Below are 12624 nucleotides of genomic sequence, written 5' to 3' on the forward strand. Positions count from 1 at the left end.
TAACCCTTATTTTAATATTGGTTAAACTCTTGGTGAGAATAGAAAGAGGGCGCTATTTGAATTTAAAGTGCAACCTTTCAATTGAACCTGAAATTAATAGTCTTTTTTGCCTAGGGTAGTTGATTCGATATGTATACATCGAAAGTTGTGTGGAGATATATGAATGTGTTTTATAGTCCATAAAACACATTAACAACATTTCAATAGTAATTACAATTTCATGTTTAAAAAAGATAAGTTCACTGAAATTTAACTATTTTTAGGATGAAAGGCTCATTTTTAAATATAGTTTGTGTTGTATTGTAAAAATATGAATAAAAAGTAATTGTTTTATATGAGTAAATAGACATTCTTTTTTTGACTATATTTGTAAAGGTGATGAGGCTATGAAATTATATTTGAAGTTAGGCGCAATGGTAGCTGTTCTAATCATCTTATTAACAGTCTGGGTACCTAATATGATCGTAGATAGTGCACTGGCTAAAGGTGTTGAATCTACAATCGGAGGAATATCGGTTAAGGATTTAGAGGGTGGTGATATTGAAAATGCTTTACAAGAGGCTATTAATATTTGGCGAGACGCTCCTGTTAGCGTAGAAGGGGCCAATATTACGATTTCACTGGATCCAAAATTATTTGTATTTGATGTAGAGAGTTCTATAGCTGAATATCATAGTTTAACAGACAAGTCTTGGTTTGCTTTTTGGAAGCAAGAGCAAGCGGTACATATACCCTTACATGTGGAAGTAGATGATCAAGTGAAGAAGCAGCTTGAGGCTACTAGTGTATGGGAGGTTGATGCGACCTTAAATGCAATTATCACTCAAATTTCCTATTTAAAAAGTCATAAAATTAATGCAACAGTTGCAGATACTCAGTTAATAGAAGCGGAGCGTTTGGCTCTATCGATTGAGAAAATACCTGCAAATGCAATGGGTGTTGATAAACTAACGAATATGCTAAACGATTCTATTATTTTACCTGAAGTGCCATTTTCTTACTTAACAACGATAGAAGAAAAATATGACGAAGCAAATAGTGAAGCAATTAATTTCGTAGCCTCTATGCTTTATCATGCTGCTCTTCAAACTGATTATGAGATTTCAGAGAGACATTCTCAAGAAAAGAGGCCGAATTATTTACAGCAAGGACTGGATGCAAGGGTAAATCGTGCGTTAGATAAAGATTTGCAATTTGTAAACCGTTCTGATCAATCGAATAAGTTAAAACTCACAGTAGAAGGTGATTCTTTAAAAGTGGAATTATTAGCTCAAAAGAAAGAAAAAGAAATCACTGTTCGAGTTAGTAAAGATAAGATCATACAACCACGAGTCATTATTCGCTATTCTAAAGACTTACCAGTAGGCAGCGAAGAGGTTATCCAAAAAGGTCAAGTAGGCGTCCGGGTCGAAGTTTATCGCTCTGTTTTAGAAAATGGTAACACTACGGAGGAACTAGTCAGCCGTGACTACTATCCACCTGTTAATAAAATCATTTTGAAATCTTCAAGACAGCCTGTTGTTCCAGAAAATAGTAATGAAAAAGTAGGAACTTCCGATTCGAGTGATCCTGATCTAAACATGGATTTAGATGGAGATGGATTACCAGATAGACAATCTGAAAATGAAAAATCCGTCAATAATGCTGTAAATAACAATAAAGATACATCTGCAAATACTTCAAAAGATCCGAATGATCCTGAGATTGTATATGGCTACTATGATAAAGGTGGGAATTTTGTACAAACAAGCCCATAAAGAGAGGAGTATATGTGAATGATCGTAAAAACTGGGCGAAAGCGATTAGGTGATTTACTTGTTGAATCTGGAGTTATAACAAATGTGCAATTGGAATTTGCGCTTACAAACAAAACAAAAGATGAGAAATTAGGCGATTTTCTCATAAAAGAAAATATTTTAACTGAGCAACAGTTAATCGAAGTACTAGAGTTTCAGCTAGGAATCCCACACATTCATTTGAATCAATATTCAATAAGCCCAGACTTACTTCAACTTGTTCCGGCTGAACTCGCTAAACGAACAAATATTATTCCAATCCGTCGCGAAAAAAATAAACTGTTTATCGCGATGGCTGACCCGATGGATTATTTTGCAATTGAAGAAGTACGTATGGCGACAGGTTGCCAAATCGAAACAAGTATTGCAGCTAAGGATGACTTATATCGTACCCTAACGAAATATTATGATTTGCAAGAGTCTATGGAGGCTGCATTGCTCGACATTGGTGCTACAGTTGCTGAAACACAGGAGGAAATTGAACGAGAGGATTCTCCGATTGTCCGACTAGTTAATCAAATAATTGCTAATGGAGTTGCCCAACGAGCAAGCGATATCCACTTTGACCCACAGGAGACGGATTTAAGGGTTCGCTATCGAGTAGATGGGGTATTGAGAACCGAGCGCTCGTTACCGAAACATATGCAAAATATAATATTAGCACGTATCAAAATTATGGGGAATTTGAATATCACAGAAAATCGAATTCCTCAAGATGGACGTATTAAAACGAATGTTAATTTCAAGCCAGTAGATATTCGACTTTCGACTCTTCCAACTGTTTATGGAGAAAAAGTCGTGATGCGTATTTTGGACTTAAGCAGTGTAGCCAATTCTATTGACAAGCTTGGCTTTACAGAGCAAAACGAAGTCCTTTTCCGAAACATGATTGACAATCCTAATGGTATTTTGCTAATAACGGGTCCTACTGGATCAGGGAAATCATCTACATTATATGCAGCCTTAAGCAACTTGAATGAAGAAGATGTAAACATCATTACAGTAGAAGATCCAGTGGAATATCAGCTCGATGGTATAAACCAAATTCAAGTGAAAGAAGAAGTAGGTTTAACATTTGCAGCTGGATTGCGTTCAATTTTGCGTCAGGACCCAGATATCGTAATGATAGGTGAAATAAGGGATTTTGAAACAGCACAAATAGCAGTACGTGCCTCGTTAACAGGGCATTTAGTTTTAAGTACTTTACATACAAATAGTGCAGTTGAGTCAATTTCTCGACTACAGGATATGGGGATAGAACCGTTTTTATTATCCTCTTCACTAGTAGGGATTATGGCACAGCGCTTAGTACGACGTATTTGTCGAGATTGCGGAGAAGACTATGCTTTTACGAAGCATGAATTAGAAATCATGCATAAGAACGGCATTGAAGGAGTTACACATGGTAGACGCGGAAGAGGCTGTCCTTCGTGTAATCAAACAGGTTATCGTGGACGGATGGCTATTCATGAAATTTTACCAATCGATCGCAATATTAAAGAAATGATATTAAGTCGAAGTAGCGATAGTGCGATGCGTGATTATATGAAACAAGAAGGCTATTACACATTACTGGTAGATGGGCTGTTAAAAGTAGTAGAAGGACAAACAACCACTTCAGAAGTATTGCGTGTAGCAAATGCAGATTAGGATGTGAATCGTTCATGACAACATGTAGAAATATTGATGAGCTATTAACACGCGCATTTGAAGAAAAAGCGTCTGACCTTCATTTAACAAAGGGAATCCCGCCAGTTTATCGTATCCATGGGCAACTAGAACAATATGGGAGTGAACTACTAACTTCTGAAGAATTACAGACAATGGTGAAAACTATTTTACCTGAGCATAAATTACAAGAGTTTCATGATAAAGGGGAAACCGATTTTAACTATTCATTGCAAGGGAAATGTCGTTTTCGCGTAAATGCCTATCATCAACGCAATGAAGTGACGATAGCTGCCCGTTTGATTGAAGCGAAAATTCCTTCCATTGAATCGTTAAATATGCCACAGATACTGTATCAATTAGCAGAGAAACCACAGGGTCTAATTTTAGTAACAGGTCCAACAGGTTCTGGTAAATCTACAACGCTTGCTGCAATGATTGATCATATTAATGAAACAAAATCAAAGCATATTATCACGCTTGAGGACCCAATTGAATATTTACATACACATAAAAAATCCATTATCAATCAACGTGAAGTAGGGGTTGATACTCAGAGCTTTGCCAATGGTTTGCGTGCTGCTCTTCGTCAAGACCCTGACCTTATTTTAGTAGGTGAGATGCGTGACTACGAAACGATTTCAACAGCTATCACAGCGGCAGAAACGGGCCATTTAGTGATGGCGACATTACATACAAGTAGTGCTCCGACTACGATTGATCGTATTATAGATGTTTTCCCACCACATCAGCAGGGACAAATTCGTGTGCAACTAGCCAATGTTTTAGTAGGCATTATTTCACAGCGTTTATTCGTACGTAAGGATGCCAAGGGGCGAATTGCTGCTACTGAAATATTAGTACAAGCACCATCTATTTCAAATTTAATTCGAAATGAGAAAGTTCACCAAATTCCTACTGTTATGCAGACGAGTAAAGCGTTAGGTATGCATACTTTGGAATCGTCTATGCAGCAGCTAATCGCTATGGGGAGAATTTCATTGGAAGACGCAAGGCCATATATGAATGCGGGGGATTATAATTGACCGTTTTTCGATATAGTGGACGCACAAAAACTGGTGCACACAAAAAAGGAATTATTGACGCGACTAACAAAAAGGTAGCACTTGAAAAATTACGAACACAAGGCATTAATGCCCGTGAGCTGGAAGAGTCTAAAAGCATTTTACACAAAGACTTAAACATTGGCGGAAAAGTAAAACACCAGGATTTCGTTATTTATTGTCGTCAATATGCAACACTAATCCGTGCTGGCGTTTCAATTGTAGAGGCAACACATATTTTAAGTACGCAAACGAAAAGTAAAGCATTAAAAAAAGCTTTACAACAAGTGGAAGAAGATATACGTGGGGGTACAGCGTTTTCAGATGCAGCAGCCAAGCATCCAAAGGCTTTTCCAGTCATGTTTATTAATATGATGCGCTCAGGTGAGGCAACAGGGAATATCGATGAGACGCTAGAGCGCTTAGCAGGGACACTTGAAAAGCAATTCAAAATTAAGAAGAAAGTACAATCGGCATTGACATATCCGGCTATTTTATCTGTGCTTACAATCGCTGTAGGTATGTTTCTAATGATATTTATCGTTCCGACATTTATGGCTACTTTTGAAGAAATGGACATGGAAATGCCAATATTAACGGTTGTTGTTGTCAGTATTTCAGATTGGTTAATAGCATACTGGTATATTGCAATTGGGATTCTCATATTATCGATTCTTCTATTTCGATTTTTCTATAAAAATAATAAGCAATTTCATTACAATGTGAACTATGCATTATTGCAATTACCTGTATTTGGCATTTTGATGCAAAAAAATGTAATCTCTCGCATGACTAGAACTTTATCATCTCTGTTTAGTAGTTCAGTACCCATTCTACATGCACTGACAATTGTTGAGAAAGTTGTAGGGAATCCAGTTGTAGGGAAGGTTGTACTGGAGGCGAGAGATAACCTAGAAAAAGGCGGTACATTATCTGAGCCACTAGAAAAAAGTTGGCTATTCCCTCCTTTAGTAACCCAAATGACTTCTATCGGGGAAAAAACAGGTTCGCTGGATTATATGCTCGAAAAGATAGCGGATTTTTACGAGGAAGAGGTGGATCGCTCCGTTGATACACTAAAATCGCTCATTGAACCATTGATGATACTCGTTTTAGCAGCGGTTGTCGGTGTAATTGTCGCGGCAATTTTCCTACCAATGTTCGCATTATACGAAAATATGTAAGCGTACTAACTATAAAGGGGGTGGTATAGAAAAGGCTGTAGTAGTAGTTGTTGTAGGGGTACATATTTTTGGACTAATCATAACAATTTATAAGGAGGAACATTGATGTTTAAAAAAATCATGAACAAAAAACTACTAAAAAATCAAAAAGGTTTAACGCTAATTGAGCTATTGGCAGTAATCGTTATTCTAGCGATTGTTGCGGCAATTGCTATTCCTGCGATCGGGAATATTATCAATAATTCACGTGATAAGGCTATTTTATCAGAAGCTTCTAACATTTTGGCAGGTGCAAAAATTGCTAACGTTGATCAGAAATGTACTGTTAGCGGAACTACAATCACTTGTGATAAAGCCCAATTACAAGAATTTGTAGAAGGGGTTGCACTTGATACTGGAGATAAAGCTGTATTAACTGTTAACACTAGCTCAAAAGAATGGACTATAACATATTTAGGACTAAAAGATGTTAAACAAGATAAATACAAAGAAGGTATTTCTGCAGATAATAGTATTTCAGAAACTAGCTTAAACAAGAATTTAAAAAAATAGACATTTAAACTCAGTCCAATTCATTTGGACTGGGAAATAAATGACTATATAAAATAGTTCAGAGGAGGCATCTTTTCACATGTTTACAAAAAAGAAAAAATCGCATGTGTCGATTGAAATAAAGGATTACATATTACGTGCGATTGTGGCAAAAGGTCCTGATCCGTCGCAATGGAAGGGCTATGAAATGCCGTTAGCACAGGGAGTTGTTGAAGGTTCTGTTATTCATGATGAAATGGAATTGTTTGATGTCATGAAAAATGATGTGGCAAAATGGGCAGGCAAAAAGCAAAATGCACGTATTTTTGTTCCGGATACTTCCGTTTTGTTAAAGAGCTTTGAGCATCCTGATGATATAGAGTGGAATGAATTAAAAGGGTATGTGGAAATGGAGCTTGGTCAGTCCATTCATCTTCCATTTCAAGATCCTCTTATTGATGTGTATGATCCAAAACCTAGTGATGGACAGGCGATGCTATTTGCAGCACCTTCAGAAGAAGTGACGAAAATGATTGGACTATTACTCGATGCTACATTAGAACCTCAAGTAGCAGATATTCGTACATTGTGTAATATTCGTCTGTTAGAGCATTTGCAGTTAATAAAAGATAATCGATCTTATTTAATAGCGGATTGGTCCATCAATGAATTGTCGATTAGTATTTTTTCATATGGCCAACTGGAGTTTTTACGGTATCAATCGTTTGATACAGATTTATCGGAATGGAAGTTTGAAGAGATTGAGGAGTTTAGTTTTTCTTATCGTTTAGATGCTGATGACAATTATCGTATCATTCTTACCGATCAAATGCTTGAAATCGATCGTATCATGAATTTTTTTAAGTTTTCCTTACATAAAGGTGAGAAAAGTGTCGATGAGATTATCATTCTAGGAGATAATCCACTACTTCCTACGATTAAAGATTTGTTAGAAAATAATTTTCCGACACCGATTATTATGTTAAATGATTCAGTCATTCAAAAATCATTCCCTCAATTTTCAGAGGAATTTGCAAGCTTAATTGGACTTGCATTAAAGGAGGTTAACTAATGGTACCAGAAATTAACCTCTTGCCGAATTTGGAAAAGAAGCATTCAACCCCTACTTCAATATATATAGTATTTATTATTCTTATTGGTATGATAGTAGGATATATGGTTTTTTTGTTTTTCCAAGCAAAAAGTGATCTTACAAAATTAAGTGCGCAGGAAGTGGAGCTTTCATCCCAACACGAACAACTTCAAACTGAGTTAGATATAAAGCAAAATGTGAACGAAGGCTCATTGGAGCAATCTGTACAATTTGTGGAAAAGGTCTCGTATCCAGTGACCCCCTTAATGGATGAAACCCAAGTATTGTTACCAGAGCAAACGTATTTAAGGGATTATGTATTTGGTGAAAAAAATGTTGAGGTTACGGCTGATTTTGAAACAATGTCAGCAATATCATCTTATTTAGAAAAGCTAACAGCAAGCCGCTATTTCAATGATATTCAGGTTGATACTATTTCTAATTTTGATGTATCTATAGGGAATCAAGAGGAAGAAAGTGCGAAGAACAAGTTTAAGGAAGTGCCTCGTTATTCGGCAACGATTATATTAGGAATTGATTTTAAATTTCTCGCTGGAGGTAAAGAATCATGACTAGTAGTAAAAATTCAACGATTATTATCTTAACAGCTTTCATTGCAGCCATTTTATTTGCGCTATATTACTATATAGTAACACCTAAATTAGAAGAAGTAGATGCGAAGGAAAGTTCAATTAACTCCCTTCAACAAGAAATATCAACAATTCAGAAGCAGATTGCTTTAATTGAAGAGAAAGGTAAATCAACTAGTGCAAGTAATTTATCATTGCGTAAAAAAGTACCTCAAACACGAGCTATTGAAGAGGTAATTCGAAATATTGAAGAGATTGAAGCGGTGACGGGAACACGGTTAGAAGCTATGGACTTTAATAATTATGATTCGCTCGTAATGGATTCTACTATGACAGATCCAAACTCGATAAATTCTGAGGAACAGGCTAAACCAAAGCAACCTGCAAATGAAGCTGAGGAACAAGCTGTTGCTAAAAATGATGAAACACCTGAAGCGAAAGATAAAATACCAACTGCTACTTTCACTAAAGACTCCTTACCAAAAGAATTAAAATTAGTGACATTTAATGTTGATGTTGACGCATTAGACAATAAAGCGATGGTTGAGTTTATAAAAGAGATTGAAAAAATTGATCGTGTGATGAAAATTGATGCAATCGATTTCACATCAACTGGTGAAGAAGAGAAATTCCAGGAGGACGCCGATACAACCTTAAAATCTACCATACAAGTAACGACGTTCTATTATGAAGGACAACAATAATCTAGATTGGCGCGCATACTTCCAATGTATGGGCGTCTATTAGTATAGGAGGATATAAAAATGGAGATTGCTTATACAATTACAGTATTCATATTTGGGCTCGTTTTAGGCTCATTTTTTAATGTAGTTGGTTTACGTGTGCCTTTGAAGGAGTCCATTGTGCGTCCGCCCTCGCATTGTACCTCTTGTAAGAGATGGTTGACGGCGTTTGATTTGGTTCCTGTTTTTTCCTATGTATTATTAGCTGGGAAATGCCGTAGCTGTGGGCAAAAAATTTCTTGGATTTATCCACTGATGGAGCTTATAACAGGCATGTTGTTTGCCTTTGCTTATTGGAAATTGGGCTTTAGTGCAGAATTTTTTGTAGCACTATTATTAATTTCATTATTAGTCATTATTATCGTGTCGGATTTTGCTTATATGCTTATCCCCAATAAAGTGCTATTATTCTTTTTACCATTGCTAGTTTTTGGACGCGTCATATCTCCTTTGTCTCCGTGGTGGGACAGTATAGTTGGAGCCTTGGTAGGTTTTGGCATTTTATATTGTATAGCTGTCCTATCAAGAGGTGGAATGGGTGGGGGTGATATTAAATTATTCTTTTTACTTGGTCTTGTACTCGGGACAATACATGCACTTCTGACGCTATTTTTAGCTGCTGTAATTGGCATGATTGTTGGAATAGTAGTATTAAAAGTACGCGGACAGGGAAGAAAAACGCCTATACCATTCGGACCTTCTATTGCTTTAGCTGCTATTATTATCTATTTCTATGGGGATGCGTTGATGAACTGGTATCTTGGATTTTGGTAATTAATCAGTGGGGGATTCCTTCGATGATTAATAGTCTTCGAGCTTTTATAGGTAGTTAATGCTAGATAAAGATCATGGAGGGGATAACATGAAACCAATTATCGGAATAACAGCCTTTGCGGAGGATGATTTGTCCTCAAGATTAAATGCTGCTTATAGCAAAAGTATAATTGAAGCTGGGGGTGTACCTCTTATAATTCCGATTGGAGTTGAAGAGGATGTAGCACAAATTTTATCGTTGACGGACGGATTATTACTATCGGGTGGACATGATGTACATCCATTTCTTTTTGGTGCAGAACCTACACCAAAGTTAGGGAAGATTCATCCGGAAAGGGATTCAGTAGAACTTTCCTTGATTGAAGCGGCCTCTATTCGGAAAATGCCGATTTTCGGCATTTGTCGAGGGATTCAAATGCTAAATGTTGCGTTTGGAGGCACTCTCTATCAGGATATTGATAGTGAATATCATAGTAAAAAATTAATAAAGCATACGCAACAAGCGGCACGGGGCGTTGCTACACATCATGTTGATCTAACACCGGATACATTATTAACAACAATTATTGAGGAAGAAAAAATTCCGGTGAATTCATTTCATCATCAGGCAATAAACGTAGCAGCAGAAAAATTGAAAGTGGCAGCCAAATCAAGTGATGGTATCGTTGAAGCCGTAGTACACGAAGATTTACCATTTTGTCTAGCAGTACAATGGCATCCTGAAGAGCTAGCCATTGTAGGAGATGAAGCATCAAAAAAATTATTCACTGCATTTGTAGAGGCGAGTTTGAAATTCAAGGTAGAGGCATAAAACTTGATAAGCATTACATGGCTTAGGATGGAAATTAACTAAAGACATTGCTAGAGGGAAGAATCCATATAAGGTGGGTTCTTTTTTAGTGTATAAAATGGCACTCGAAAAATAAGAAAAAGAGGTATATGCCCATTTGTGAACATAGAATCCTCTTTTTGTACGTTGCTATTGAGATACTTTTAATGAACACGACGATAAAGACCTACAACATGACCCAAAATAGAAACTTGGTCTACGATAATTGGCTCCATTGTTGCGTTTTCAGGCTGTAAACGGAAATGACTTTTTTCCTTAAAGAAACGCTTTACAGTTGCTTCATTCTCTTCAGTCATTGCTACGACAATATCACCATTATCAGCTGTTGATTTTTGTTTAACAATAACTAAATCTCCGTCTAAAATGCCAGCTTCAATCATTGATTCACCCATAATTTCTAGCATAAATAACTGATCTTCACTTGTACCATAAATATCCGGTAGCGGGAAATATTCATCGATATTTTCAACAGCAGTTATCGGAGAACCTGCAGTAACCTTCCCAACAAGTGGTACATGAATAACTTGTTGCTTTTGAATAGAGTCCTCTGGCTCTAGAATTTCAATGGCACGTGGTTTAGTTGGATCGCGTCGAATTAAGCCTTTTTGCTCCAAACGAGCTAAATGTCCATGAACTGTAGAGCTTGAAGCAAGTCCAACTGCTTCACCAATTTCACGTACAGATGGTGGATAACCCTTTGCGCGTACCTCTTCTTTAATGAAATCTAATATGGCCTCTTGTCTTTTCGAAACTTTTTTCATGATTGCTCACCTCTTTTTTCTAGTCATTCTACTTATTAGTAGTATAGCAGAATGCGAACACTTAAGCAAACATAGGTTCGAAAAGTGTTTGACAAAAACATTTGTTCGCATTATTATAAGAACATATATTCCGAACAGACATTCTTGAAAAGGGGTTATACACATGAACTGGTTTAAAAAAAATCCACATATTACAACTTTATTAGGAGCTTGTCTTCTATTTACAGCATATCTTTTTATAACAGATCCAGGAGATGTTACATACGCAGAAATTGAAGTCGAACATGGTGATAGTTTATGGTCGTTAGCCGAACAGTACCGTGGTAAAATGAAATCGGATGAATGGATTAAGCTTGTTAAGGCAGAAAATGAATTATCGAACGTACGAATTATTGCAGGTAATTCTCTAGTGATTCCAGTAGTGGGTGACGACCAATCCAATCCTATAAATTCAATTGAAATTGCGAGAAATGTAAAATGATAACAAAACAACAATCGGCTGTTGTCTATTGCCGTGTGAGTACAGAAAAAGAGACACAAAGCTCCTCATTAGAGCGACAGGAGGAGGAGTTAGTACGCTATGCTAAGGAACAGGGCTACGAAGTGAAACTTGTTTTTAAGGATAAGCATAGCGGCTATGATGTGGAACGAGAGGGTTTACTAGAAATGCTCGATTTCATAAAAGAAAAAGAAGTAACAGCATTATTTGTGCAGGATGAAACACGTTTAGGACGTGGAAATGCTCGAATGGCCGTTTTGCATTTATTGCAGAAAACTGAAACTAATGTTTTCTCTATGCGAGACGCGGGACCTGTACAATTAAATGAAATGGATACGATGCTCCTAGAAATTTTAGCAATTGTAGAGGAGTACCAGCGTAGAATCCACAATGCTAAAATACGTCGTGGTATGCGTCGTGCAGTTGAAAATGGCTACCGCCCTGAAAATAATTTATCTAACCGAGGAAACCCAAACGGTCAGGAACGTAAAGATGTCCCTATAGAAGAAATCGTCAAACTCCGCAATCGAGGCTTCACATTTGAGGAGATAGCTATGACTCTTAGGGGGCTAAGCTTTGACGTAAGCAAAGCCACTGTCCATAGGAGATATCGGGAACATTTAGAGAGAAACGAAATAAAGTAACGTTTTAATCAGTGGGAGTTTTCCTACTGATTTTTTTCTTTTTAAAGGCTCTAGATGAAGGTGAAGGAACCAGTAGTGACGGATAGAACAGTGAAAAACGTGGATAGAATCGGCAAAGTGATGGATAGAACAGCGAAAAACGTGGATAGAAACGCCAAAGTGACGGATAGAACAGCGAAAAACGTGGATAGAAACGCCAAAGTGACGGATAGAACAGCGAAAAACGTGGATAGAATGCCAAAGTGATGGATAGAACAGTGAAAAACGTGGATAGAAACGGCAAAGTGACGGATAGAACAGTGAAAAACGTGGATAGAATCGGCAAAGTGACGGATAGAACAGCGAAAAACGTGGATAGAAACGCCAAAGTGACGGATAGAACAGCGAAAAACGTGGATAGAAACGCCAAAGTGACGGATAGAACAGC

The 12624-nt window shown here is 37.1% G+C and carries 15 protein-coding genes; 14 read left to right on the forward strand and 1 reads right to left on the reverse strand.

Annotated elements, in window-relative coordinates:
* Nucleotides 1–386: 386 nt before the first annotated feature.
* The 10 genes from ACQKN4_RS05430 (at nt 387) to ACQKN4_RS05475 (ending at nt 10254) form a co-directional block, all read left to right on the forward strand.
* Nucleotides 387–1757, forward strand: a complete 1371-nt coding sequence (locus tag ACQKN4_RS05430) for a G5 domain-containing protein (RefSeq protein ID WP_427482686.1) — start codon at nt 387–389, stop codon at nt 1755–1757.
* Nucleotides 1758–1775: 18 nt separating this feature from the next.
* On the forward strand, nt 1776–3446 hold the full coding sequence (locus ACQKN4_RS05435; RefSeq protein WP_427482688.1) for a GspE/PulE family protein: 1671 nt from the start codon (nt 1776–1778) through the stop codon (nt 3444–3446).
* Between the two features lie 14 nt (nt 3447–3460).
* Entirely contained in the window at nt 3461–4510 is a 1050-nt protein-coding gene (locus ACQKN4_RS05440; protein WP_427482690.1) for a type IV pilus twitching motility protein PilT, read from the forward strand.
* Nucleotides 4507–5712, forward strand: a complete 1206-nt coding sequence (locus tag ACQKN4_RS05445; protein ID WP_427482692.1) for a type II secretion system F family protein — start codon at nt 4507–4509, stop codon at nt 5710–5712. The genes ACQKN4_RS05440 and ACQKN4_RS05445 overlap by 4 nt, the downstream gene beginning before the upstream one ends.
* 105 nt (nt 5713–5817) lie before the next feature.
* Nucleotides 5818–6264, forward strand: coding sequence for a prepilin-type N-terminal cleavage/methylation domain-containing protein (locus tag ACQKN4_RS05450; protein ID WP_427482694.1), 447 nt, complete (start codon nt 5818–5820; stop codon nt 6262–6264).
* Nucleotides 6265–6343: 79 nt separating this feature from the next.
* The gene (pilM, locus tag ACQKN4_RS05455; protein ID WP_427482697.1) at nt 6344–7315 is read left to right on the forward strand and encodes a type IV pilus biogenesis protein PilM; all 972 of its coding nucleotides are present in this window, start codon (nt 6344–6346) and stop codon (nt 7313–7315) included.
* Entirely contained in the window at nt 7315–7908 is a 594-nt protein-coding gene (locus ACQKN4_RS05460) for a PilN domain-containing protein (protein WP_427482699.1), read from the forward strand. Before pilM ends, ACQKN4_RS05460 begins: the two co-directional genes overlap by 1 nt.
* Nucleotides 7905–8630 carry a potassium transporter gene (locus tag ACQKN4_RS05465; protein ID WP_427482700.1) on the forward strand — a complete coding sequence of 242 codons (726 nt, stop codon included), beginning with the start codon at nt 7905–7907 and terminating at the stop codon, nt 8628–8630. The genes ACQKN4_RS05460 and ACQKN4_RS05465 overlap by 4 nt, the downstream gene beginning before the upstream one ends.
* A gap of 60 nt (nt 8631–8690) precedes the next feature.
* Nucleotides 8691–9443, forward strand: coding sequence for a prepilin peptidase (locus ACQKN4_RS05470; RefSeq protein WP_427482701.1), 753 nt, complete (start codon nt 8691–8693; stop codon nt 9441–9443).
* A gap of 88 nt (nt 9444–9531) precedes the next feature.
* Complete coding sequence (locus ACQKN4_RS05475; protein ID WP_427482703.1) at nt 9532–10254, forward strand: gamma-glutamyl-gamma-aminobutyrate hydrolase family protein; 723 nt, start codon at nt 9532–9534, stop codon at nt 10252–10254.
* Nucleotides 10255–10436: 182 nt separating this feature from the next.
* Here ACQKN4_RS05475 and lexA read toward each other — a convergent pair whose 3' ends face one another.
* On the reverse strand, nt 10437–11054 hold the full coding sequence (lexA, locus tag ACQKN4_RS05480; protein WP_079560642.1) for a transcriptional repressor LexA: 618 nt from the start codon (nt 11052–11054) through the stop codon (nt 10437–10439).
* Between the two features lie 163 nt (nt 11055–11217).
* On the opposite strand from lexA, the gene yneA reads away from it, so the two are divergent.
* The 4 genes from yneA to ACQKN4_RS05500 all read left to right on the forward strand — a co-directional run.
* Entirely contained in the window at nt 11218–11535 is a 318-nt protein-coding gene (gene yneA / locus ACQKN4_RS05485; protein ID WP_079560644.1) for a cell division suppressor protein YneA, read from the forward strand.
* Nucleotides 11532–12197 (forward strand): YneB family resolvase-like protein, encoded by a 666-nt coding sequence (locus tag ACQKN4_RS05490; protein WP_079560646.1) that lies wholly within the window; start codon nt 11532–11534, stop codon nt 12195–12197. The genes yneA and ACQKN4_RS05490 overlap by 4 nt, the downstream gene beginning before the upstream one ends.
* Nucleotides 12198–12251: 54 nt before the next feature.
* A complete protein-coding gene (locus tag ACQKN4_RS05495; protein ID WP_427482705.1) occupies nt 12252–12443 on the forward strand; it encodes a hypothetical protein in 192 nt (63 codons plus the stop codon).
* A partial coding sequence (locus ACQKN4_RS05500) for a hypothetical protein (protein WP_427482707.1) occupies nt 12443–12624 on the forward strand: 182 nt, incomplete at its 3' end. The genes ACQKN4_RS05495 and ACQKN4_RS05500, both read left to right, overlap by 1 nt.

The sequence above is a fragment of the Lysinibacillus sp. NPDC093692 genome (assembly GCF_050280125.1).
Lineage (GTDB): Bacteria > Bacillota > Bacilli > Bacillales_A > Planococcaceae > Lysinibacillus.